This window comes from Acidobacteriota bacterium, assembly GCA_009861545.1.
Lineage (GTDB): Bacteria > Acidobacteriota > Vicinamibacteria > Vicinamibacterales > UBA8438 > WTFV01.
The window spans coordinates 1-24,091 of record VXME01000094.1 but is presented as its reverse complement, the minus strand read 5'-3'; the positions used below and the strand labels follow the sequence as shown (position 1 = coordinate 24,091).

22 protein-coding genes are annotated in these 24,091 nt (G+C 69.6%); 15 read left to right on the top strand and 7 right to left on the bottom strand.

The features are described from left to right. Positions 1–25: 25 nt before the first annotated feature. Positions 26–1,324, bottom strand: coding sequence for a Fic family protein (locus F4X11_15490; protein ID MYN66412.1), 1,299 nt, complete (start codon positions 1,322–1,324; stop codon positions 26–28). 301 nt (positions 1,325–1,625) lie between these two features. Here F4X11_15490 and F4X11_15485 point away from each other — a divergent pair, with 301 nt between their 5' ends. Beyond that, positions 1,626–2,153: a sugar nucleotide-binding protein gene (locus F4X11_15485; protein ID MYN66411.1), complete on the top strand. Its 528-nt coding sequence runs from the start codon at positions 1,626–1,628 to the stop codon at positions 2,151–2,153. On the opposite strand, the gene F4X11_15480 is transcribed toward F4X11_15485, so the two are convergent. Further along, positions 2,023–3,522: a fibronectin type III domain-containing protein gene (locus F4X11_15480; protein MYN66410.1), complete on the bottom strand. Its 1,500-nt coding sequence runs from the start codon at positions 3,520–3,522 to the stop codon at positions 2,023–2,025. The genes F4X11_15485 and F4X11_15480 overlap by 131 nt on opposite strands. 475 nt (positions 3,523–3,997) lie before the next feature. On the opposite strand from F4X11_15480, the gene gmd reads away from it, so the two are divergent. The 5 genes from gmd (at position 3,998) to F4X11_15455 (ending at position 10,451) form a co-directional block, all read left to right on the top strand. Next, positions 3,998–4,969 carry a GDP-mannose 4,6-dehydratase gene (gene gmd / locus F4X11_15475; protein MYN66409.1) on the top strand — a complete coding sequence of 324 codons (972 nt, stop codon included), beginning with the start codon at positions 3,998–4,000 and terminating at the stop codon, positions 4,967–4,969. Positions 4,970–4,974: 5 nt separating this feature from the next. Further along, positions 4,975–7,482 carry a hypothetical protein gene (locus tag F4X11_15470; protein ID MYN66408.1) on the top strand — a complete coding sequence of 836 codons (2,508 nt, stop codon included), beginning with the start codon at positions 4,975–4,977 and terminating at the stop codon, positions 7,480–7,482. 197 nt (positions 7,483–7,679) lie between these two features. Continuing rightward, positions 7,680–8,069: an S-adenosylmethionine decarboxylase proenzyme gene (locus F4X11_15465; protein ID MYN66407.1), complete on the top strand. Its 390-nt coding sequence runs from the start codon at positions 7,680–7,682 to the stop codon at positions 8,067–8,069. Next, on the top strand, positions 7,915–8,934 hold the full coding sequence (locus F4X11_15460) for a methyltransferase domain-containing protein (GenBank protein MYN66406.1): 1,020 nt from the start codon (positions 7,915–7,917) through the stop codon (positions 8,932–8,934). Before F4X11_15465 ends, F4X11_15460 begins: the two co-directional genes overlap by 155 nt. Beyond that, entirely contained in the window at positions 8,934–10,451 is a 1,518-nt protein-coding gene (locus F4X11_15455) for a hypothetical protein (protein MYN66405.1), read from the top strand. Before F4X11_15460 ends, F4X11_15455 begins: the two co-directional genes overlap by 1 nt. A gap of 172 nt (positions 10,452–10,623) precedes the next feature. On the opposite strand, the gene F4X11_15450 is transcribed toward F4X11_15455, so the two are convergent. The 4 genes from F4X11_15450 to thiS all read right to left on the bottom strand — a co-directional run bounded on the left by F4X11_15450 (position 10,624) and on the right by thiS (position 12,527). Continuing rightward, positions 10,624–10,965: a type II toxin-antitoxin system PemK/MazF family toxin gene (locus tag F4X11_15450; GenBank protein MYN66404.1), complete on the bottom strand. Its 342-nt coding sequence runs from the start codon at positions 10,963–10,965 to the stop codon at positions 10,624–10,626. Further along, positions 10,952–11,170, bottom strand: coding sequence for an AbrB/MazE/SpoVT family DNA-binding domain-containing protein (locus F4X11_15445; protein MYN66403.1), 219 nt, complete (start codon positions 11,168–11,170; stop codon positions 10,952–10,954). Before F4X11_15445 ends, F4X11_15450 begins: the two co-directional genes overlap by 14 nt. A gap of 375 nt (positions 11,171–11,545) precedes the next feature. After that, a complete protein-coding gene (locus F4X11_15440; GenBank protein ID MYN66402.1) occupies positions 11,546–12,322 on the bottom strand; it encodes a thiazole synthase in 777 nt (258 codons plus the stop codon). A 4-nt stretch (positions 12,323–12,326) separates the two neighbouring features. Continuing rightward, entirely contained in the window at positions 12,327–12,527 is a 201-nt protein-coding gene (gene thiS, locus F4X11_15435; GenBank protein ID MYN66401.1) for a sulfur carrier protein ThiS, read from the bottom strand. Between the two features lie 495 nt (positions 12,528–13,022). Here thiS and F4X11_15430 point away from each other — a divergent pair, with 495 nt between their 5' ends. Both F4X11_15430 and F4X11_15425 read left to right on the top strand, forming a co-directional pair. Then, positions 13,023–16,562 (top strand): hypothetical protein, encoded by a 3,540-nt coding sequence (locus F4X11_15430; GenBank protein MYN66400.1) that lies wholly within the window; start codon positions 13,023–13,025, stop codon positions 16,560–16,562. 76 nt (positions 16,563–16,638) lie between these two features. Beyond that, positions 16,639–18,021: a Na(+)-translocating NADH-quinone reductase subunit A gene (locus tag F4X11_15425; protein ID MYN66399.1), complete on the top strand. Its 1,383-nt coding sequence runs from the start codon at positions 16,639–16,641 to the stop codon at positions 18,019–18,021. A 16-nt stretch (positions 18,022–18,037) separates the two neighbouring features. Here F4X11_15425 and F4X11_15420 read toward each other — a convergent pair whose 3' ends face one another. Next, complete coding sequence (locus F4X11_15420) at positions 18,038–18,286, bottom strand: hypothetical protein (protein MYN66398.1); 249 nt, start codon at positions 18,284–18,286, stop codon at positions 18,038–18,040. Between the two features lie 274 nt (positions 18,287–18,560). Between F4X11_15420 and F4X11_15415 the strand changes: the two genes are divergently transcribed. The 7 genes from F4X11_15415 (at position 18,561) to F4X11_15385 (ending at position 24,072) form a co-directional block, all read left to right on the top strand. Further along, entirely contained in the window at positions 18,561–19,781 is a 1,221-nt protein-coding gene (locus F4X11_15415) for an NADH:ubiquinone reductase (Na(+)-transporting) subunit B (GenBank protein ID MYN66397.1), read from the top strand. Further along, positions 19,771–20,547 carry a Na(+)-translocating NADH-quinone reductase subunit C gene (locus tag F4X11_15410; GenBank protein ID MYN66396.1) on the top strand — a complete coding sequence of 259 codons (777 nt, stop codon included), beginning with the start codon at positions 19,771–19,773 and terminating at the stop codon, positions 20,545–20,547. Before F4X11_15415 ends, F4X11_15410 begins: the two co-directional genes overlap by 11 nt. After that, positions 20,547–21,167 (top strand): NADH:ubiquinone reductase (Na(+)-transporting) subunit D, encoded by a 621-nt coding sequence (locus F4X11_15405; GenBank protein MYN66395.1) that lies wholly within the window; start codon positions 20,547–20,549, stop codon positions 21,165–21,167. Before F4X11_15410 ends, F4X11_15405 begins: the two co-directional genes overlap by 1 nt. 2 nt (positions 21,168–21,169) lie before the next feature. Continuing rightward, positions 21,170–21,784, top strand: coding sequence for an NADH:ubiquinone reductase (Na(+)-transporting) subunit E (nqrE, locus tag F4X11_15400; GenBank protein MYN66394.1), 615 nt, complete (start codon positions 21,170–21,172; stop codon positions 21,782–21,784). A gap of 79 nt (positions 21,785–21,863) precedes the next feature. Continuing rightward, positions 21,864–22,100 carry a hypothetical protein gene (locus F4X11_15395; GenBank protein MYN66393.1) on the top strand — a complete coding sequence of 79 codons (237 nt, stop codon included), beginning with the start codon at positions 21,864–21,866 and terminating at the stop codon, positions 22,098–22,100. A 168-nt stretch (positions 22,101–22,268) separates the two neighbouring features. Beyond that, positions 22,269–23,495, top strand: a complete 1,227-nt coding sequence (locus F4X11_15390; protein MYN66392.1) for an NADH:ubiquinone reductase (Na(+)-transporting) subunit F — start codon at positions 22,269–22,271, stop codon at positions 23,493–23,495. Between the two features lie 103 nt (positions 23,496–23,598). After that, a complete protein-coding gene (locus F4X11_15385; protein MYN66391.1) occupies positions 23,599–24,072 on the top strand; it encodes a hypothetical protein in 474 nt (157 codons plus the stop codon). Positions 24,073–24,091 lie beyond the last annotated feature (19 nt).

The window sequence follows — 24,091 nt, the reverse complement described above, 5'->3', positions numbered from 1 at the left end:
GGCCGTGGCCGGTCGTCAAGTGCAATCACTTGGCAGGCCGCCAAACCCTGGATCCGTCCCGTGGATGGGGGACATGACGGGCTGGAGCGGACGCGCGCGTGTCGCCTCCGGGGCTCGCGAGTTGTCGCTCCAGGGCCGTGAACGCCTCGATCAACTCGGAGGCCTCGAAAGCGCGATGGCGCCGGCCGACGCCGACCTGCCGGAGCACGCCGGTTCGCACGAGCCGGTCCATGGCCTGGCTCGCGGCCTGAAACGATCGGCCGATCAGCGTGGCCGCGGTCGACGTGGTGAGCATGGGCGCGGCGGGCAGCTTCTCGATGAGCAGGCGCGCTGCCGAATCGCGGCGCGGATGGCCGGCCCGCTCGATCCAGGACGATTGCAGAGTGCGCACCTGCTCCTCGAAGCGGCTGGCGTCCTGCACCGCCCGCCGGCACGCCCCGGCGAACAGTGCTATCCAGCGGTTGATCCCGGCATGTGCCTCGGCAGAGTTCGGAGGGCCGACATGGCGCGTACCCATCAGGCCGTCGACGTAGTCCCGCGACCAGGTCGCGAGGATGAGGGAAACAGGCGGCAGGACGCGCAGTCCGAGCCCGCGCCGGCGCAGGACCAGGTGGATCAGGACTCGTCCCGTGCGGCCGTTGCCGTCGACGAAAGGATGGATCGTCTCGAACTGTGCGTGCGCGATCGCCGCCTGCATCAGCGCCGGGAGCGAGCCGTCGTTGCAGAAGGCGAGCAGATCGTCCAGCAGGCCGGCCACGGCTTCCGGGGGCGGCGGCACGAAGTCGGCCGAGCAGGGGTTGTAGCTGCTGCCGCCGATCCAGTTCTGCACGGTACGGATTCGGGCTGCGTGCTCCGCCTGGCGGGTTCCCGCGAGGAGGCGGCCGTGGGCTTCCAGGATGGTGTCCAAGGCGATGGAGCCGTCGGGCGCGACGGCATCCAATCCCCAGGTCATGGCGTCGATGTTTCCGAGCACCTCCGTCGCCGTTACGTCACGGGGATCTTCGCCGAGCTGTCGCGCGGCATCGGCACGGAGCAACCGGCGGCCTCCCACTTCGAGGCCTTCGATACGAGAGGAGGCGACCGACTCGGCGCGGAGCAGCAGGCGTGCGAGGGCCTCGGTCCCCGCGAGTGCGGCCGCGGACGCGTCGAGCTTCACGAGCGCAGCCTCGGCATCGGCGACGTCGGCGGCGACGTCGCCGTCGAGGACGAACCGCCGATCCGTCAACCGATCGGGAAAGTAGACCGCGTAGGCGCAGGATCGCCGGTCACGCCGGGTCAACCCGGCGTTGTCGCCTTCCCACAGTCGCTTGTCCAGACTGGCCATGCCGGTCATTCAAGGATAGCAATTATCCTTGAATACGGGGGCTGTTCATTCAAGGGTGATCGCGAGGCCCGCGCGATGGTGAAGGAACGCGCGCGGTGAGGGTCGATCACCGGCAGGCGAGCCGCATGAGGCAACCTACGCCGCCGGCGCCGGGCGTCGTCCCCGACGCGCCGGACGAGCCGCCCGCCGGCCCGCCGGCTGGCGGGAGAACATGAACGCGCGGTGAAGGCGCTGGTCACCGGCGCGGGCGGCCAGCTCGGCCAAGTGGTGGCGCGCGTGCTCGGCGGCCGAGCACGACGTCGTGCCGCTGACCCGTGCGGATCTCGACATCACCGACGAAGCCCGGGTGCGCGCGGCGGTGGCCGTTCGCGCAGGAGGCGCGGGCCTACGTGCGGCCACGGCGGCGTTGCTGCGGGCGGCGCCGGCGCACGGGCTGTACCACTGCGTCGGGTCGGGTCACGCCACCTGGTTCGAGGTGGCGACGGCGCTGGCGGGGGAGCTGGGCGTGGAGCCCACAATCCGCGGCGTTACCCTCGACGAGCTGAACCTGCGCGCCCCGCGCCCGCGCTTTTGCGCCCTGTCGAACCGCAAGCTCGCGGCGGCCGGCGAACGCGCGCGGCGGCGTCCAAAAGAAAAGCCGGAGCAGGCGAACCTGCTCCGGCTCCATGAGGACGCAATCCGACGAACTTCAGGCGCGGCTAGTTCTTCAGCAGCCGCTGCGCGTGCAGGCGACGGCGACCGGCCGCCACCAGACCCGCACCCAGGGCCAGCATGCCGAACAGCGGCAACGCAGGCACCGGCTCCACCGGCATGGGCGTGGCCGTCATAGCCGTCGACATCGGGCCTTCCATGTCGCCCATCATGCCGCTGACCTGCACGGAGTACTCCGTGCCGTTCATCAGGTTCTCGATGGTGTAGGACGTAGCCCCCATCGTCATGGCGCTGGCGGTGACACCGCCGGCAGTCCAGGACACCTTGTAGTCGTCAGCGCGATCTACGGCGTCCCAGGAAACCATGATCATCCCATCGCCAGCCTCCACCATGACGTTCATGGGGGCGTCAAGCGGGTCTGCCATGGGCGTGGCCATCATAGCCGTCGACATCGGGCCTTCCATGTCGCCCTTCATGGCACTGACCTGTACGGAGTACTCCGTTCCGTTCATCAGGTTTTCGATGGTGTAGGACGTCCCCATCGCCGTGTCGGAGGAGGTGGCACTGCCACCGGCCATCATCCACGACACCTTGTAGGAGTCAGCACCCTCAACGGCATCCCAGGAAACATCGATCATCCCATCGCCAGCATCCGCCATGACGTTCATGGGGGCGGTGAGCTCCGGCTCCGCAGGAGCCATCGGCGTGCCTTCCGCGGCTTCCGACCAGTCGTACATGCTCCACCCACCGGCGCTGTTCTTCGACCGGATGGCGATGTAGTACTTGGTGTCGTTCTTCAACCGGTCGAGGTTCACGACGGGCGAGGTGATCGTAGCGGGCCACACCTTGCTGTCGGAACCGTCCGCCTTCTCGCCGAACGAAACCTCGTACTCGGTGATCGTGAGGGTGGAGGTGCGTGAGGTCGAGTCCGGCCTGGGCGCATCCCACTCGACGTCCAACTCCATATCACCCTCGGTGACCATGATGTCGCGCTCGAGAATCGTCTCGGGCATGGGCGCCGCCGACGTCGACACGGGGGCGGCGGTGGGATACTGCCAAGGTTGGTTCGCCTTGTCCGTCACGTCGGCATTCGCGGCGCCGGCAATGGCGCGTACCGCGACCACGTACCTCGAGCCGGCGTCCAAGCCCGTGAGTACAGCTTGCGACTGCGCGGCGTTGACCGTCATCGTCATGGGCGAGCCCGCCCCGAACGCGGTGGCGGAGGCGTGCTTGAGGTAGCCAACCTGGTAGCTGGCACGGATAACCTGGCCGCTCGCCGGAGGGTCCGTGTTGTTGGCGGCCGACGTCCAACTCACCAAGAGCTGATCGTAACCAAGGGCGGATACTTCGACGGCGCTGGCCCCGGGGGGCGCCGTCTGCGCCGAAGCTGCCGTCGAGCCGAACACCAGCGCCGACAGCATCACGCCAGTGACGACGATTGATCGCCGTTTGCTCCTCATCTGTGTCCTCCAACTCCCCGTCGTAGAGACGGTGGACCCTGCGGGTCCCGATTCACGGACTCCGCAGGAGCCCGGCGCTCGCACCATGCGAGCTTTTCCGCTTCCAGGGGAGCCGAACCGCCCCTCAAGCGGCTGTGAGCATCGATCCGCGAAAACATCGGCAACCCTACCAGCAATTGTCGGTCGGTGCAAGGCCGAGCTTTAGCCCCCCGCAGCTTGAAACCGGACGGGACCGATCCGTGAGCCAGCAGAACCGCAGCCGCCGCATGGCGGGGAGCCTACCATCACCAGGAAAGCCGGGTCAAGGGGGGCACGGCTTTGCGGCTCCGGTCCTGATCTGCATGGCGGCGCGTGGTAGAATCGGGCAAATCATGGCGATGAAGCTTCACGGACCACGGGGCGAGTCCGGTGGGCCGAAGCGGACGCCAGCCGACCTCCTCGTCGCGATCCACGCGCTTCCGCCGGCTGCAGCATGCCGGTAGCCGGTGACAGGTCGAGGCGACAGGCCACCGAGGTCTCGTCCCAATAGGGGCTGGCGCGGCCTCGCTGGGGCATAGAACACGTGTCGAAACGCGCCATCATCACGGGAATCACCGGGCAGGACGGTTCGTACCTGGCGGAGCTGCTGCTGGAGCAGGGCTACGAGGTGGTCGGCGTTACCCGCCGGCTCAGCACGCCCAACCACTGGCGCATCGCCCATCTGCAGGACCGCATCACGCTGCGGCCGGCCGACCTGCTCGATCAATTGTCGCTCATCCGGCTCGTCGACGAGGTCCGGCCGCACGAGATCTACAACCTGGCCGCCATGTCGTTCGTGCCGGCGTCGTGGGACCAGCCGCTGCTGACCGGCGAGTACAACGCGCAGGGCGTCACGCGGGTCCTGGAGGCGATCCGGCAGGTCGACACGTCGATCCGCGTCTACCAGGCGTCGTCGAGCGAGATGTTCGGCAAGGTGCGCGAGACGCCGCAGACGGAGCTGACGCCCTTCTATCCGCGCAGCCCCTACGGCGTCTCGAAGGTCTTCGCCCACTACATCACCGTGAACTACCGCGAGAGCTACGACCTGTTCGCGGTCTCCGGCATTCTCTTCAACCACGAGTCGCCGCGCCGCGGCCTGGAGTTCGTGACCCGCAAGGTCACCGACGGTGTGGCCCGGATCAAGGCGGGCCTCTGCGACGCGCTGTCGCTCGGCAACCTGGACGCGCGGCGCGACTGGGGCTTCGCGGGCGACTACGTGCGGGCCATGTGGCTGATGCTGCAGCAGGAGGCGGCCGACGACTACGTGATCGCCACCGGGGCCAGCCGTTCCGTGCGCGAGCTGGTCGAGATTGCGTTCGCCCACGCCGGCCTCGACTGGCGCGCGCACGTGCGGACGGATCCGGCGCTGCTGCGGCCGGCCGAGGTGGACCATCTGATCGGCGATCCGGCGAAGGCGGCGGCCGAGCTGGACTGGCGGCCGAGCGTCGACTTCGAGGGACTGGTCCGGATGATGGTCGACGCGGACCTCGAGCGGCTTGCGACGGACAGGTCCTGAGCGCCATGACCGCGGCGCAGCCGGAAAGGCCCGACACCGAAGACCGCGGGTACGCGTCGCGCGTGGAGCGCTGGTTCCTCCGCGCGATGCTGGGCGTGAGCATCGTGGCGTGGTCGGCGCTGTTGCTCGCCGAGCTCGGCCTGCTCCGGCTGGGCCTGCTGGCGTTCATGCTCGCGGTCGCGGTGATCGGGTTCGGCCTGTGGGGCTCCCTCCGCGCGGCTCCGCCCGCGCCCCCCGCGTCCGGCGGCGGATGGCGTCCTGCGCTGGCCGCGGCGGCCGGGATCCTGGTATGCGCCGCGCTGTTCCTTCCGCCGTACCACACCGAGATGGCCGCCGGCGACGCTACCGTCTATCTGAACTTCAGCCGGCAGATTGCTCGTCACGGCGCGCTCGAGTTCGAGGACCCGCTGGTACGCCGGCTGCCGGCCGACAGCCGCGGCGCGCTGTTCCTGAATCGGGTGCCCGGCGACGTGGTGTGGACGGTGCGCGTGGCCCTGGACGGGCGGCCGTACTCGCGCTTCCCGGGCGGCTTCCTGATCCCGGACATTGCCGATCCGACGGTGACCACGGGCTTCTCCCCGCTGTTTCCGGTCCTGACGGCCCTGGGCCATACGCTGGTCTCGCCGCAGGGGGCGTTGGTCGTGGCGCCCCTCTTCGCGACCCTGAGCCTGATCGGCCTGTGGTGCGTGGCGCGGCGGCTGGGCGGCGTGCCCGCCGCCTGGCTCGCGGCCGCGCTGACGGCGGTCTCGATGCCGCAGATCTGGTTCGCGAAGGTCCCGCTGCCGGAGACGGTCGCGCAGTGTTTCGTGGTGGCCGGGGTGCTCGCGTGGCTGGTGGCGACCGCGCGCGGCGCCCCGCGGTGGGCGTGCGCCGCGGGCTGGTTCCTGGGCCTGGCCTGTTTCGCCAAGGTCGATCTCGTCGTCCTGCTGAGCGTCTTCCTGCTGGCCGTCGCCGCGGTGCGGCTCCTCGGACGCGCGCGGCCGGACGACCCGCCCCTGCTTCTGCCCCTGCTGGGGACGTTCGGCCTGCTGATGGCGCACAACCTCGTGCATTACCTTACCTTCGACTCGCACTACAGGCCGTACGTGGCGTACCTGATGCGGACGTCCGAGGTGCTCGGCCTGCTGCGGGAATCCTTCCTGCTGCAGGCAGGCGTGGCCCTGGCCACGGGGGTGCTGGTCGCTGCCGGCGTCGTCGGGCTCCGCCGGCCGGAGGAGCGGTGGGTCCGGCGTCTGTGGGGACTGGCCGCGGCGGGCGGGCTCGTCGTCTACGGCGCCGCCTACGTGACGGCCACCACGGGCCGGCTCGACGAGACGATCTCCTGGTTGGGGTGGTACTTCTCCTGGCCGGTGCTCGGCCTCGCGGGGCTGGGGCTGGCGGTGTCGGGACTCGCGGGGTTGGGACTCGTCCGGCGCGCCGCCCCGGCGGGGCTGGTCTTTGCCGGCCTGCTGCTCGGCGTCGTCGGCCTGCAGTATCTGTACGACCCGCTGGAGACGGGCGTGCAGATCGGGTCGATGCGGCGGTTCGTGCCGGTCGTCCTTCCCCTCACGATGCTCTTCGCCGCGCTGGCCGCGGTCGGCCTGCTGGCCCGCGTGCCCGCCCCCCGGTACCGGGTGGGGCTGACCCTGGCCGCCGGCGCGCTCCTCGTGGGGCTGGTCGCGCGCCCGAGCCTCGCGCTGATCGGCCAGCCGCTGTGGGACGATTCCCTCGCGCCGGTGGCGCGGCTATTCCCCGAGCGGGCGGTCGTGCTGATGAGTCCGGATCTGGCCGGCACGCACATCCCGACGTCGCTGGCCTACCTCCATGACGTGGACACCATCCTCGTCCAGGGGCCCGGTCCCGACGGCCGGGTCCTGCGGCGCGTCATCGGGGACTGGCTTGCGGGCGGGCGGGCGGTGTTCTTCGTCGTCGGGCGGGACGATTTCTCGTTCTTCGCGCCGGACCTGGCGTTGGCCGCGATCGGCCGGACGCAGATCGACCTCCGCACCCTGGAAGTCACACGCGCCCGGGTCCCGCAGGCGGTCGTGCGCACGCCGATCCTGCTGCGGTTTTTCCAGGTCACGGGGACGGCGGACGGCGAGCGGCTGGATGTCGACGTCGGGACGCCCGCCGTCGACCTCCTGTACGACCTGCGGGGCTTCCATGCGTCCGAGCCCGAGCGGGGTCCGACCCGCCGGACGTTCCGCTGGACCGGTCCGCGCGCGTCCCTCAGGCTGCCGGCGGCGAGCGCCGTCACGCTCGTCGCTGCGGGCCCCCGCCCGCCCGGCGTGGCGCCGGCCGAGATCACCGTGTCGGTCGGAGAGCGGGTGCTCGGGCGGTGGACGCTGGCGGGGACCCCGCAGGCGGTCCGGATGGACCTGCCGGAGACCGGCGGCCCGGGCCCGATCGAGCTGGAGATCGAGTCGACGACGTTCCGGCCGGAAGCCTTCGGTTCGTCGCCGGACCGGCGTGATCTCGGCGTGCGCCTGTATCGCGTGCTGGTCGACCCGCCGCCCGCGGAGCCCGCGCCCTGACCGGCCAACCGTAATGTTCCCGTCCGGATCGACCGAAACATGGTTCGAGGCCGTTGCGAATGTCCCATGGCGACTCGTGATCGGCGCGCCCCCGCCCGCCGTGGGCGGCTTTGGTGTTGGCGCGCGACTTGTGCTATCTTCTGCTCGCGCATGGGCTGGTCGATGACGGGCGGCCCGGTATCCCGGAACGACTACCCTTGATTGCACATCATTTTGTCGGGGGCGGAACCCGCTCCGACGACCTGCGGGCGGCCGGAGACGCGGCGACGGGCATGTTGGCCGCGGTTGCCGCACAGGTGCGGGCGGCCGGGCTGAACGTGGTTGCCGAGCAGTCCGTCCCCTTTCCCGGCGGCGGCGCCACGCTGGTCTGGGTGCTGGCCGAGTCCCACTTGGTGATGCACCTCTGGCCGGAGCAGGACCGGGCCACTCTCGATCTCCACGTCTGCGACTACCGCGCCTCGAACGCCGGAAAGGCCGAGCGGCTGCGCGACGCGCTCGACACGCTCTGCTTTGCGCCCGGGTCGTCCGATTGGCGCGAGCTGGCGATCGCCGGCGGATCCTCCGCGTCGCGGACGGCCGGTGCGTAGGGCGCCGATAGCAGCGGGCGACGCCGACAGCGAGGCGCGCTACCGCGGCTTCTGGGCCGACGTCGGCAACAACTTCCCGGATCTGGGCGGCGCACGCTCCACCGCGCAGTACCGCGCGGACGAGGAGTGGCTGCTGCGCACGCACCTTCCCGACCTGGCTGGCAGCCGGGTGCTGAAGACCGATCTCTGGGACGAGGCGCGGAACACCCGCATCCTGCGCTGGGCCGCCGGGCGCGGGGCGCACGCGTTCGGCGTGGACATCTCGGGCGCCATCGTCGCCGACGCCCGCGCCGGCTTCGCCGCGGCCGGGCTCGCGCTGGGCGGCGTGCGCGGCGACGTCCGGAAGCTGCCGTTCCGCTCCGGCAGCTTCGACGCGATCTACTCGATGGGGACCGTAGAGCACTTCGACGACACCGACGGCGCGTTGCGCGAGATCTTCCGCGTGCTGCGCCCGGGCGGCCGGGCCGTGATCGGCGTTCCGAACCGCCGCGACCCGTTCCTGCGCCCGGCGCTGGTGGCGGCGCTCTACCACCTGGGCCTCTACGACTACGGCTTCGAGAAGTCGTACGCGCGGCCCGTCTTCCGCCGGATGCTGGAGCGGGCCGGCTTTACGGTGACCGCCGAGACCGGTATCCTGTTCATACCGGGCTGGTTGCGGATGCTCGACCTCGCCTGCCACACGTGGCTCCGGCCGCTCGGCCGGTTGACGGGCGCCTTGTGCGCACCGTTCGACTTGGCGTCGCGCCGCTGGCCGTGGCTGCGGCGGCATGGATACCTGCTGGCGACGGTCGCGGTGCGGCCCGCCACGGACGAGGCGGCCGGCGCGCGGGCGGTGGAACCGCCCGCCGGGGAAGGAGCGGCCTGATGGACGCAGAGAAGACACCAGCGCCGGGGGCGGAGCTCGAGCCCTCGACCGCCGGGAAGCCGGCCGTCCCCGCGCCGGCCGGGCCGGCGTCGGACGGCATGCTCCGGTTCACGCTCGTGACCGGCGCCTGGTTCGTCGGTCTGTTCGGCCTGATGCGGTTGCCGTGGGTGGAGCGGACGCTTCTGACGCCGTTCGCGCAGCTTCAGCAGGGGGTGGCCGACCAGCTCACCGGCGCGCCGTCGAACCTCGTCTATGCCGACGCGAGCTGCAGCGGCGGCGACCCGATGGCGCTGTGCGCCGGAGCGATCCTCGCGTATCCCGCCACCTGGGGGGCGCGGCTGCGCGGGGCCGTGGTCGGCCTGACCGTCATCACCGCCCTGAACGTCGTCCGGCTCGGCAATCTGTCGCTGGTGGCCGAGGACCGGGCGCTGCTCGATCTGCTGCACGTCTACATCTGGCCCGGCGTCCTGATTCTCGCGGCGGCCGGGTTCGTCTACGCCTGGATGGGCCGGCAGGGGACTGCCGCGGACGGCGGCCCCGGCGGCGGGGCGGCGGCCGGCGCGCTGCCCGGCGACGCGGTCCTCGGCCCCGCGGCGCGGCGGTTCCTGCTGCTGGCGGCCCTGCTCGTGGTGGCCTACTTCGCCACCGCCCCGTTCTTCTACGAGAGCCCGGCCGTCGACGTGATCGCCGGGTGGATCGCCATGGCCGGCGGTACCATCCTGAGCGCGGCGGGCACGAGGGCGAACGTGCACGAGGCGCTCATCTTCACCCGGCATGGGGCCTTCGTCGTCACGCAGGAGTGCATCTTCACCCCGCTCATCCCGCTCTATCTGGCCGGCGCCCTCGCCGCGCCCCTGGGCTGGAAGCGCCGGACGGCCATGCTTCTGGCGACGCCGGCCGTCTTCTTCGCCCTCGGCGTCTCGCGCCTGCTGGTGCTGGCTGTTCCGGCCGCGGTCGTGGGATCGTACGTGACGGCCATCCACGCCTTCTCGCAGACGCTGGTCGCCGTCCTGCTGGTCGCCGCGGCGGCGTTCGTGACGGCGCGCGCGGCGCGGCGCGGCGCGGCGCGCGCGGGTGTGGCGATCGCACTGGGCGCGGTGGCCGCGTTCGTCGCGGCGCCGGTGCTCGGCGCGATGGCGGGCGGCGCCGCGGCGGGCCGGCAGGCCCTCGGCGGCCGCGCGGCCCACGCCTTCGCCGACGACCAGGGCGCTTGGGCCATCCTGCCCGCCTTCCAGGTCGGCCTGTTCACCGCGCTCTGGATCGCGGTGGCCGGCGGCGGTCGATCGTGGCGGCGCGCCCTGCTCGGGCTCGGCGGCGTGGTCCTGGCGCAGGCGGTGCTGGGCGTGCTGGTCGGCGAGCTCGCCCATCACTACGGCTTCAACCCGCACGTCGGCCTGATCCGGGGCTGGGCGCTCGTCCTGCCCGCCGCCGTCGTCTGGTGGCTCGCCCGCCCGGCGCGCCGCGAGGTCATCGACGTGTCGCCGGTCCCGCCGCGCGCGCTGCCGCAGGCCGGTTGAGCGCGCGCGTATCACGGGCCGATGCTCGAGGCGGCAATCGTCGTCACCGGCCTTGTTGCGGGCACCGGGATCGCTGCGTGGCCCCTCGTGCGGAACCTCGGCGAGGGCCTGCCTTGGGTGACGCTCCTCCGGAGCGGCACGGTCCGCAGGCCGATCGGCGGCCTCAGCCAGATCATCGGACGCCGAGCATGCGGACCACCCGGCGGATGACCTGCCGGCGCTGAGCGGCCGCAATGCGGCCGAGCCGGCGCGCGTCAGACGACTCGATGGTGGCGATCTTGGCGGTGCGGATGACCGAAGGAGCGGGTAGCCCGGCCTGAGCGAGATCCTTGACCGCTACGTCTCCGGGCCAACCGCGGTTGGCTGCGCTGGTGATCATCGCAACCCAGAGTAAACCGTGCGCGGTCTCGAGAGTGTCCGTCGACACCACAAGCGCCGGTCGCGACTGTCGCGTGGCTCGGTCGGTGTACGGGAACGGAACCTTGATGACGTCACCCTGCTCAAAGGTCGGCATACGCCTCGGCGTCCGCTTTGGTACCCCACTCGCGGAACGTGCGGAACGGATCGTCGGCTACGGCTCCGGGCCGGGCCTTCGTCAGCACGACCCTTGCGCCGTCGATCTCGTAGATGAGCTCGTCGCCGGGGTCGAGTCCGAGCGCGATCCGTACCGCCCTGGGGATCGTGGTCTGCGCCTTGGTGGTGAGCTTGCTGACGATCATGGCGTCTCACACGGTAAGGAAATTCCTTGCATTGGTCAAGCCGCTTCTCCAGGGGCTGTCGATCAGTGCTGCTGCCGTTCCACGATCGGGCCGACGAGATCCCACACCCAGGCGCGCAGGCGGCGTTTCCACCCGGTCCCCAGCACGGGCTCGACGTCGGGCGCCACGCGCCAGGCCTCGTTGACGGGGGTGAGCTGCCGCTGATCGAGGGCGCCCGGCGCGTCGGGCAGCTCGGGCCGGGGCGGCAGCGCGCGATCGACCCGCGTCAGGGCGTCGTTGTACGCGCGATCCGCGGCTTCGCGCGCCCGCTTCAGGCGCGTGAGCTCATCCTTGCTGGCGATGCGGGTGGCCGTGCGGAGGGAGGCGGACCGTCGGTTAGCTGCCGATCACGCCCTCCAGGGGGCTGCTGGCGGTGGCGTACCGCTTGCGCGGTATGCGGCCCGCAAGGTAGGCCAGACGGCCGGCCCGCACGGCCAGGTTCATCGCCTCGGCCATGCCGACCGGGTCGTCCGCGCCGGCGATGCCGGTGTTCATGAGCACACCGTCGATGCCCAGCTCCATCGCGACGGCGGCGTCGGAGGCCGTGCCGACCCCGGCGTCGACGATGACCGGCACGCCGGCCGCCTCCTTGACGAGGACGATGTTGTTCGGATTCTGCACGCCGAGGCCCGAGCCGATCGGCGCGCCCAGCGGCATGACCGCGGCGGCGCCGGCGTCCTCCAGCTTGCGGCAGGTGACCGGGTCGTCGTTCGTGTACGGAAGGACCACGAACCCTTCGCCGACCAGCACGCGCGTGGCCTGCACCAGCGCGTCGTTGTCGGGAAAGAGCGTCTTCTCGTCTCCGATCACCTCCAGCTTCACCCAGTTCGAGAGCCCCGCTTCGCGCCCCAGCCGCGCCGTGCGTATCGCATCGTCGGCGGTGTAGCAGCCGGCGGTGTTGGGCAGCAGGAAGTACCGCTCGGTGTCGATGTGGTCGAGCAGCGACTCGCGCGACCGGTTCAGCTCGACGCGCCGAACCGCCACAGTGACCATTTCGGCGCCGGACGCCTCGTGGGCCCGTTCCATGACCGCGGCGGACGGATACTTGCCGGTGCCGACGATGAGGCGCGAGCGGAACGGGCGGCCGGCGATGACGAGTGGGAGGTCGGCCATCGTCCTAGCCTCCCCCGACGAAGTTGACGACCTCTACCTCGTCGCCCTCCCGGACGGCGGTGGCGTCGTAGGCCGCCTTCTTGATCACGGACCGGTTGTGCTCGACGGCGACCCGGCGCGGATCGATGCCGAGCCCTTCGAGCAGGTTGGTCACGCTCAGCGGACCCGCGGTCTCGTAGGTCTCGCCGTTAAGCAGGATGGTCACGAGTCCGGCAGCATACTGTCGGCCGTGCGCGCGGTCAAGATTCTGCCGTCCCGCGCCGTCGTCGCCTCCAGCGCACCGGCGCGCATTCCGCCGGCCGCGGCGATCCGCGGGCGTTCACCTCCGCCGGCTGCCGGGTTGACCGTCACGGCGCTCCTTGATAGGTTGCGGCCCTGTCCTTTGGCCTTGGGCGGGCGATCCTCAGGGGGGGAGGCAGCGCTCGCCGGCGTCTTGGCGTGGTTCACGGAAGATCTGGCCGCGCTTGCCCGTTTGCATTCGAGGAGACCCAGCGATGTTGCAAGTAGACCGACGGTTCAGCCAAGATCCGCGAGGTCAAGCTGGCCACCGTGTGGACGGCCAAGACACGCGACAAGGCGTGCCGGCTCGTGCGCGACCGCGGGTCGGTCAGCTACAACGCCGCGGTCGAGAGCGCGGCCAACCGCGACGTGGCGTGATGGTCGGCGACGGTCAATCAGTCGTGGCGGTGGGAGGCTAACGATGAAGAGGTTCAAGAGTGCTTCTGTAAACGCCGCAGCGATAGCGGCTACCGTTCTTGTCGCAGTCCTTTCCGGCATGCCGATCGCCACGAAAGCTGCCGAGGCACCTCTTGCTGCGGCGCCCGCTTTACGCCAAAGTCCAGAAGGTGGAGAGCCTGGCAGCGGTCTATTCTTGGCGGTCGAGTCAGAACGAGTCGCAGGCGTTGCACCCTCCGACCGACGCCTGGGCTCTCCCGCTTCCGGCATCACGACGGTTCGATCTCGATTGGTAAGGGTTGCTGCCGACGAGCTGGCTCATACGCGCGCCAGCGTAGAAGGCGGCACTCCTGTCGGGTTGACGCTGAACTTCTTCGACGACGCCGTCTTCCAGGTCATCTTCGAGGAAACGCGGGTAACGTGGACGGGTGGCTACTCCCTGCTCGGTCGCCTCGAGGGAACTTCGGAGTACGATGGTACAGCAGCACTGGTTGTGAGCGGCGGCGTTGTCCGGGGTACCGTGCGAACGACCGGAGGAACGTATGAAGTGGAGTCGATGGAAGATGGCGTGCACGTCATCCGCCAGATCGACATGTCGAGGGCGCCAGCACTGGGAGACGATGGTGTGAGGAGCAGAGACGTTCCCGATCGTCCCGAAGACGCTCCGACGCCGCCTCCGGCGTCGAACACTGGCTCCTCTCGCGTCGACGTCCTGGTCTTGTATACCCCTCAAGCCAGGAGAGACTTGGGGGGCTCGTTGAATGCCGCCGCCGCCCGAACTCTCATGGTGGAAAAGATACAGGCATCCGTGGCGGACACCAACTCCGCATTGCTTGCGGGTGGTCTTCCGCATCGGATCCAACTCGTTTTTGTGGAAGAGACTGGCTACTTCAGCGAGCGAGGCAATACGTTACAGACGCTCGACGCGTTTCGGGACGATGACACGGTCCGGGCGCTCCGAGATCTATACAGGGCTGACCTCGTGCATTTGATTGTCCGCGATGGCATTCCCAACAGCGATGGGGATCCTACATGTGGAATTGCCTATATACCCGGACACTCTGGTCTTACCCTGGCGGAATGTTTGAGCCCCAACCTCACCTTTGCGCACGAGTTGGGACACAACTTCGGCCTCAGTCACGATCGGTACCAGCTCCAGAAGGACGGCGCAACGTCGCACCATAGTGACGGTCGGGGTTACGTGCATATCGGCGGGAGCCCGAGGCAGAGCTTTAGGACGATCATGGCGTACTCCACGGAGTGTTTTGACACCTTCCGCTCCGACTGCGAGGAGTTGTCCCGCTTCTCCGACCCGCATGGATACCATGCGGGCGTTCGAACCGGAGTAGTCGGGAGCAGTAACGGCGTGAGAGTCATAAACGCTTCCAACACCGCGAATCTGAAAGAGGCGTACGGAGCATGTGCCTACAACCTCATGAACATCTTTCCCGGGATGAATAGGTCCGGCTATAGTAATGCTGTCAACGGATGGCACACCTGCCCCTCTCAGGAACCAGCGCGGTCCACCAATGGGAGCTACTCCAGGTACTTCACTTTTGTTTCAAAGGCAAATCTGCGATATACCATTGATCTGAGCTCAAGGGACGGCAATGATACGTACCTGTACATCCGAAACGGAGGGCCCTACGGGTCCATCGTGCACCGGGATGATGACTCGGGTCCATCTACCGATGCAAGGCTGTCTTCGCTGACGCTGTCAGCGGGGAGCACGTACACGATCGAAGCTACAACATATAGTGGCGGGCAAGATGACGAGTTCGTCCTCGCGATAACGACGGCCTCCGTCACGCCCCCGCCCCCGCCCACCACGAGCCGTTGTACTCTGCACAACCTCGGCACAGTGTCCGCCGGAGGCGGGACATGGGCGCGCAACGGGACTCTGGGAAGGGACTGCGTGTCGCCGAACCGGCCGACCCTTGACGGCGGCTACCTGGCGCGCTTCTACAGGTTCACGCTCGCTCGGGCAGCCGACGTGACGATTGACATGACCTCGTCGAACATCGACTCGCTCTTGTACCTGCGGCGGGGCGCGAATGTTCGCGGCTCGCAACTGGCCTCTGACGATGACGGGGGCCGCGGAACCGACGCGCGTATCACTCGAAGGCTTCAGGCCGGCACGTACACCATCGAGGCCACTTCATACTCGACGGGCGACACCGGTACGTTCAGGCTGACTCTGACCGTTGCGTCCCAACCCCAACCACCGACACAGCCCGGCCCAACGGTGCCGCCGACGCTCGACGTCACCTGTCACGGCTACGACGAGGGCCCGACGCGCGCGTACAACTGCATCCCGAGGCCGTCGCAGCAGCACCACATGCGGACGTTCGTTCCCGCGGTGGGCTCGGCCTGCGATCAGGGCAGCATCGCGGAGTTTCCGGCGGGCCGGATCGTCTTCCAGATCCGTTGCCGCGACGGCAGCTCCGGGCAGTCCGCGGCGTGGTCGTACGCGGGTCGGGGGCGGGCGTCCTTCGTCAAGCCGGCCGCTACCCCGCGTGTCTGGCTTCGTACCTCGTTTTTCGGCAACAGCGCGCATCTGTCGGTCTGGTGCCGCGCGCCGCAGGAGTATCTCGTGGTCAACGAGCTGCTCGGCACGTCGTGGAGCAACGACGGCACGAACGGGAACTACGGGCTGGACGGCTGTAGCGAGGTCGAGGTGGACGCCGGCCCGGAGGACGTGCTTTGGTGGTTCACGCCGGAGCCGGCCGCGACGGCCTTGACGCCGCCGCGCTCGTGGGAGCGGGTGACCGGCGCGGGCGGCGCGCTGGGCGCGTCCGCGTTTCGGGATCTGGCCGCGGCGGGCGAGCTGGAGCGGGATTGGGGAGGCCCTGGCGTGCGGCGGACGAGTCCGGGGAAGGTCGCTTCGACACCCGACGACTACGCGGACGCCCTGGAGGAGCCGTATCTCCGCAACGCGGTCCGGACGAGTCCGCTCACGATGGATCTGACGTGTCATGGCTACCACGAGGGTGCGGCGCGTGGGACGCGTGCGTACAACTGCGTTCCGGTGCCGTCGCAGCAGCGGCACATGCGGACGTTCGTTCCCGCGGTGGGATCGGCCTGCGACAGGGGCAGCATCGCGGAGTTTCCGGCGGGCCGGATCGTCTTCCAGATCCGGTGTCGCGACGGCGCCCGCGGACAAACGGCGGCGTGGTCGCAGCCGGGCCGGGGGGCGGCGTCCTTCGTCAAGCCGGCCGACACCCCGCGCGTGTGGGTTCGGACCTCGTTCTCGGGGAGCAGCGCGCATTTTTCCGTCCGGTGCCGGGCGCCGCGGGAGCAGCTCGTGGTCAACGAGCTGCTGGGCACGTCGTGGGGCAACGACGGCACGCACGGCAACTACGGGATGGCCGGCTGCAGCGAGGTCGAGGTCGACACCGGGTCGGAGGACGTGCAGTGGTCGTTTACCCAGGAGCTGGATGCCACGGCGTTGTGGCCGCGGCGATCGTGGGAGCCGGCGGCCGGCGCGGGCGATGCCCTGCCCCCGGGAGCGCGTCGGGATCTCGACGCGGCGGTCCGACTGGAGCGACTATGGCCGCGGCCCTGATGGCGATTGTGACGAGCGGGCGCGAGGCGCGCGTCGGGAGCGGCTATAATTTCTCTTGACCGCACCCGGCCTGCGAATGCCAACCCACCGGATCACACGCGGCTTGCACCTGCCGATCGCCGGCGCCCCGCAGCCGTCCATCGAAGACGCCCCCCCGGCGCGTCGCGTCGCGCTGCTGGCCGCCGACTACGTCGGCCTGCGCCCGACGATGCACGTGTCGGTGGGCGATTCGGTCTCCCGCGGCCAGCTCCTGTTCGAGGACAAGACCATGCCGGGGGTGCGCTATACGGCGCCGGCGGCCGGCACGGTCCGGGCGATCAACCGGGGCGCGCGGCGCGCCCTGCAGTCGGTGGTCATCGAGCCGAGCCGGGCCGAGCGGGAAGGGCGCGAGCCCGAGTCGGCCGGGTTCGCGGCCTGGTCCGGGCGTCACCCCAGCGGCATGACCGAGAGCGAGGTCCGGGACCTGCTGCTCGAGTCGGGGCAGTGGACGGCGTTGCGGGCCCGGCCCTTCGGCCGCGTGGCGGATCCGGCGGCCCGTCCGCATTCGATCTTCGTCACCGCCATCGACACCAATCCCCTCGCACCCGACGTGGCGGCCATCCTGCAGGGCCGGGAAGGTCCCTTCGAGCGCGGGCTGGAAGCCCTGGCGCGGCTGACCCCGGGGCCGGTGTTCGTCTGCACGGGACCCGGCCACCGCGTGCACGCGCCGGTCTCGGCCGCCAACCAGATCCGCCACGAGGTCTTCGAGGGCGTGCATCCGGCGGGGACGGCCGGCGTGCATATCCACACCCTCGATCCGGTGGACCGCGGCAAGGTCGTCTGGCACGTCGGCGTGCAGGACGTCATCGCGACGGGCCGCCTCTTCGAGACCGGGGTGCTCGACGCCTCGCGCGTCGTGGCGCTCGGGGGGCCGCCGGTCGCCCGGCCGCGGCTTCTCCGCACGCGCATCGGCGCCGCGACCCCGACGCTGTTGGAGGGCGAGGTCGATCCGGATCGCGAGCACCGGATCGTCTCGGGGTCGGTGCTCTCCGGTCGCGCGGCCGCGGGCGAGGTCCACGGGTACCTGGGACGCTACCATCAGCAGGTGTCGGTGCTCGCCGAGGGGCGCGACCGCGAGTTCCTGGGCTGGCTCGGTCCGGGCTTCGACACGTTCTCGACGGTCCGCACGTTCGCCTCGCGGCTGATTCCCGGCCGCCGGTTCGCGATGACCACCTCCACGCACGGCTCGCCGCGCGCCATCGTCCCCATCGGGATGTACGAGCGGGTGATGCCGCTGGACCTGCTGGCGACCCCGATGCTGCGGGCGCTCGTCATGCACGACGTCGAGCGCGCCGAAGAGCTCGGCTGCCTGGAGCTGGACGAGGAGGACGTCGCCCTCTGCACGTTCGTCGATCCCGGGAAGACCGACTTCGCGCCGCACCTGCGCCGCGTGCTGGAGACGCTGCGGACGGAAGGCTGATCGCCCCCGCGGAGCGTCAGATGCGGCTCTTGACGAGCTCCTGGTAGACGAGGTCGATCCGGCCGTTCACCAGGTCGATCCGTTTGCCCATCTCGTCGATCCGCGCGCCGAGCTCCACGCGCGCGCCGTCGATACGCCTCCCGAGCTCGGCGTGCGCGGCGTCGTTCCGGGATTCGTAGTGCGCGAGCATCCGCCAGACGCCCAGCAGGACGCCCGCCGTGACGCTCACACCCGTCAGGATTATCGTAAGGACTTCGATTGTCATCCGCACGTGACCTCACGTCCATCATGCGTGCCGGCCAAAGGGTTGTCAAGGGTGGCGGAATCTGCCACCTCCGCTGGTGGAGAGGCTTGCATTTCCGGCCGGATTGACTTGCCTCCGGGGCCGGCGGTACGATGGTGAGGAGTTCGGGGACGGGTCCCCGTCTTTTTTTGACGCCGCGCTTGAGAAAAAAATCACAAGCAGCGGGCGCCCGCGCGGAGAAGCACGAAACGCCGGCGGCGCGCCTGTCCACGAGCCACGAAGCGCGGATCGCGCCATGAAGTTCCTGCGGCGCCTGCTCGACGCGCAGGCGCATCACTTCGAGCCGGGCGGCAAGCTCGAGCGCCTGTACCCGCTCTGGGAAGCCCAGGACAGCTTTCTCTACACCCCCGGCCAGGTCACCGCCGGCCCGTCCCACGTGCGCGACGGGCTCGACCTGAAGCGGATGATGATCACGGTCGTCATCGCGCTGGCCGGCTGCGTCTGGATGGCGCTGCACAACACCGGCTACCAGGCCAACCTGGCCATTGCGGGCGGGGCGGCGCCGCTCGCGACCTGGCAGACCGGCGCCATGCAGGCGCTCGGCCTCGGCTTCGCGCCCGACGACCTGCTGAGCTGCCTTGTCCACGGCGGCCTCTACTACCTGCCGATCGTGCTGGTCACCTTCGCGGTCGGCGGCCTCTGGGAGGCGCTGTTCGCGGTGGTGCGCAAGCACGAGCTGAACGAGGGCTTCCTCGTCACCGGGATGCTGTTCCCGCTGGTCCTGCCCCCGACGATTCCGCTGTGGCAGGTGGCGCTGGGCATCTCGTTCGGCATCGTGGTCGGCAAGGAGATCTTCGGCGGGACCGGCATGAACGTGCTGAACCCGGCCCTGGTGTCCCGCGCCTTCGTCTTCTTCGCCTACCCGGCGGCGATGTCGGGCGACGCGGTCTGGATAGCGGCGGACACGTCCACCGATGCGGTCAGCGGGGCCACCGCGCTGGCCGTCGCCACCCTCGGGGGGACGGCGGACATGGCGGCCGACTTCGACTGGTGGCGGGCGCTGGTCGGCTTCGTGCCCGGCTCGATGGGCGAGACCTCGGTGCTCGCCTGCCTGGCCGGGGCGGCGCTGCTGGTCGGCACCGGCGTCGGCTCGTGGCGCATCATGGTGAGCGTCGCCGCCGGCACGCTCCTGACCGCGGCGGGGCTGAACGCGATCGGGTCGGCGACGAATCCCTTCTTCGACGTGAGCCCCGCCTGGCACCTGGTGATCGGCGGCTGGGCGTTCGGCGCCGTCTTCATGGCCACGGACCCGGTGTCGGCCCCCTCGGTGCGCGGGGGCCACTTCGCGTACGGCTTTCTCATCGGCATGCTCGTCGTGCTCATCCGCGTCGTCAACCCGGCGTATCCTGAGGGCATGATGCTGTCCATCCTGTTCATGAACCTGTTCGCGCCGCTGATCGACTACGCCGCGATCCGGATGAACGTGCGGCGGCGGAGGGCGCGCTATGCAGGGTAGCGTCGTCTACAACCTGGGCTTCGCGGCCGTCGTCTGCGTGGCCTGCGCCATCGTGGTGTCGTCCTCCGCGGTGGCGCTGCGCGAGCGGCAGGAGATCAACCAGACCCTCGACATGCAGCGCAACGTGCTGGTGGCGGCCGGGCTGGCGGCCCCCGACGAGAGGCTGGAGCCGGACGAGATCGGGGCGCGCTTCGCGCCGATCACGCAGGTGGTCATCGATCGCGAGACCGGCGCGGCCACCGGCGCCGATCCGACCGGTTTCGATCCGCGCGCCGCGGCCGCGGATCCGGATACGAGCGAGACGGCGCCGCCCAACAACGCGGGGCTGCAGCGGGTGGCCGACCAGGCGCTGGTCTACGAGCTGCGCGGCGACGGCGGCGCGCTCGACCTGGTGGTGCTGCCGGTCCACGGCCTCGGCCTGTGGGGCATCCTGTACGGCTTCGTGGCCCTCGACGCCGACCTGGAGACCATCCGCGGGCTGACCTACTACGAGCACAAGGAGACGCCGGGGCTCGGCGGCGAGGTGGACAACCCGCGCTGGAAGAGCCTGTGGAACGGCCGCAAGGCGTTCGGCCCCGACGGCGCGCCGGCCATCGAGGTCATCAAGGGGCTGGCCGGGCCGCCGGCCGACGATCCGTACCGGGTGGACGGCCTCGCCGGCGCCACGATGACGAGCCGCGGCGTGACCAACATGCTGCGCTTCTGGCTCGACGAGCAGGGCTTCGGCCCCTACCTGGAGGCGCTCCGGACGCGGAGGGACGGCTGATGGCGAAGACGCGCGACGCGCTGATCGACCCGCTGTTCAACAACAACCCGATCGCCCTGCAGGTGCTCGGCATCTGCTCGGCCCTGGCGGTGACCACCCGCATGGACACGGCGCTGGTGATGAGCGTGGCCGTGGTCGTCGTCATCATGTCCTCGAACTTCTTCGTCAGCGCCCTGCGGAACCAGATCCCGACGAACATCCGCATCATCGTGCAGTTGACGATCATCGCCTCGCTGGTGATCGTGGTCGACCAGGTGCTGAAGGCGTACCTGTTCGAGCTGTCGAAGCAGCTCACCGTCTTCGTGGGGCTCATCATCACCAACTGCATCATCATGGGGCGGGCCGAGGCCTACGCCATGCAGAACCCGCCGGGCATGAGCCTGATCGACGGGCTGGGCAACGGCCTCGGTTACGGGGTGATCCTGATGATCACCGCTTTCCTGCGCGAGCTGCTCGGCTCGGGCACCCTGTTCGGGACGACGGTGCTGCCGCTGGCGAGCGAGGCGGGCTGGTACACGCCGAACGGGCTGATGGTGCTGTCGCCGGCCGCCTTCTTCATCATCGGGTTCCTGATCTGGGCGCTGCGGAGCTGGAAGACCGATCAGGTGGAGGCCGACTGATGCTGGAGCACTACCTGAGCCTCGCGGTCAAGGCGATGTTCGTCGAGAACATGGCCCTGGCCTTCTTCCTCGGCATGTGCTCGTTCCTGGCCGTCTCGCGGCAGGTGAGCACGGCCATCGGCCTCGGCGGCGCCGTGGTCTTCGTGCTGACGATCACCGTGCCGATGAACAACCTGATCTACGCGCACCTGCTGAGCCCGGGCGCGATGGCGTGGCTGCACCCGTCGCTGGCCGCCTACGACCTGTCGTTCCTCGGTTTCCTCTCCTACATCGGGACCATCGCCGCGATGGTGCAGATCGTCGAGATGGTGCTGGACCGCTTCGCGCCGCCGCTGCACGCCGCGCTGGGCATCTTCCTGCCCCTCATCGCCGTCAACTGCGCCATCCTGGGGGCCTCGCTGTTCATGGTGGAGCGCAGCTACACGCTGGCCGAGAGCGCGGTGTTCGGCCTCGGCTCGGGCATCGGCTGGGCGCTGGCGGTGATCGCGCTGGCCGGCATCCGCGAGCGGCTGCGCTACTCGAACCCGCCGGCGGGGCTGCGGGGCCTCGGGCTGACGTTCATGCTGGTGGGGCTGATGGCGCTCGGCTTCATGGCCTTCGCCGGGGTGCAGCTCTGATCCGCCGGTTCCGTTGACGTGCCAGCGGTGTCGTTCTATCGTGAATCTTGCCGTGGTGAGGTGAGTGATGAGTCGACGAGTGATCGGTCCCAGCGTTTTCCTCGACACCCTGCGGGAGGAGCGGATCAAGCGGCAGAATCTGAAAAAGATCAGGTCCCGAGTGGAGATGAAGGGCGTCATGCCCCTGCGCGATCTCGTAAACGCGGGCACGTCGGACGCCGATTTCCGGCGCACGGTCGCCGGGCTGGAGGATATGGGACTTGAAGTCGTGGTCCAGCAGGCGCAGGGGGATCGTGCGCGGTCCGGTGCGTCCTGAACGCGATTGCGTTCGCGAACACGGTCCGGCGAGCCTGGAGGCGGACGAACAACTCGGCATGGAGGCCAAGACGCGGAGGCTGGCGCTCGTGTTGCTCAACGTCGTCGGCGAGGATGTCCTCCGCGCGTCCGTCGAGGCGCTCGGCGACGAGATCAGGTAGGCAGCAAAATGGTCACCGTCACCCTCGGCGTCGCGATGTTCACGTTCGTGATCGTGTCCCTGGTCGGCCTGCTGATGGCCGCCCGGCGGCAGCTCGTCGCCACCGGCGAGGTGACCATCACCGTCAACGGCGACGCGGACAAGGCGCTGTGCACCGCGGCCGGCGGCACGCTGCTGGGCACGCTGGCCGACAACCGGCTGTTCATTCCCTCGGCGTGCGGCGGGAAGGGGAGTTGCGGCGTCTGCACGGTGACGGTGCTCGACGGCGGCGGCGCGGTGCTGCCGACCGAGCGCAGCCACCTCAGCCGCGGCGAGGAGCGCGCGGGCGTGCGCCTGTCCTGCCAGGTGAAGGTGAAGCAGGACATGGCCATCGAGCTGCCGGCGGAGGTCTTCGACATCCGCCAGTGGCGCTGCAAGGTGCGCTCGAACCACAACGTCGCCACCTTCATCAAGGAGCTGATCCTGGAGCTGCCGGCCGGCGAGGAGGTGCCGTTCCGGGCCGGCGGCTACATCCAGATCGAGGCCCCGCCCGGGGCCTACGACTACCGCGACTACGACGTCGAGGAGGAGTACCGCGCCGACTGGGACAAGTTCAACCTGTGGCGCTACACGGCGGTGCTCGACGAGCCGGTGACGCGCGCCTACTCGATGGCGAACTACCCCGAGGAAAAGGGCGTCATCATGCTCAACATCCGCATCGCGTCGCCGCCGCCGCGGGCGCCGGAGGGGACGCCGCCGGGCAAGATGACCAGCTACATCTTCAGCCTGAAGCCGGGCGACGAGGTGACCATCTCGGGCCCGTTCGGCGAGTTCTTCGCGAAGGAGACCCCGGCCGAGATGGTCTTCGTCGGCGGCGGGGCGGGGATGGCCCCGATGCGCTCGCACATCTTCGACCAGTTCCGGCGCCTCGGGACCGACCGCCGGGTGACCTTCTGGTACGGGGCGCGCAGCCTGCGCGAGGCGTTCTACATCGACGACTTCGACACCATCGCCGCCGATCACGACAACTTCGAGTGGCATCTCGCGCTGTCGGAGCCGCTGCCCGAGGACGGGTGGACCGGGAAGACCGGCTTCATCCACCAGGTGCTCTACGACAACTACCTGAAGGACCACCCGGCGCCCGAGGACGTGGAGTACTACCTCTGCGGCCCGCCGATGATGCTGAAGGCGTGCATGGACATGCTGGACGGCCTCGGGGTGGAGCGCGACAACATTCTGTTCGACGACTTCGGCTAGGAGTCTGCGCCGCAGGGACTGGCGCGTTGACGCGGATGACGCCGGGCGTTGCGGTTTGACGACCCGCCGCCGCGAGCCTATCGTGAGAGGGGGAGACACATCCATGACGAAGCTGCGGGCTTTGGTCTGGGAGGAGATGTTCTTCTCCGACATGCGCCAGCGGTACTTCGGGCGGGTGGCGGCGCGCGCGAAAACGACCGACGACGTCGTTCACGTCGTGCTGTTCGTATCCTCGAGCGCCACCTTCGCAAGCGTGATCGGCGGAATTTCCGGCGGAACCACGGTTCTGGCGCTCGTGTCGGCGGTGTTGGCTGGAATCGCCTGGACGATGAGGCTCGGACACCGCGCGACGACCTTCGCCGAGTTCTCCGTGTCCTGGGGACGCATCCACAGCGACTACAAGCGCCTGTGGAACGACATCGACAGCGGCCTCGCCGGCGATGACGCCGTGAGCCAACGCTTCGAGGCACTCAAGGATCGGGCGGAGACCATCGATCGGCAGGCGGCGAAGAATCGGATCGACCGCAAGGCGCTACTGGCGTCCTATCGAGAAGCGGCGCGCATGGTCGAATCATGACCGATAGCCGGCGGACATC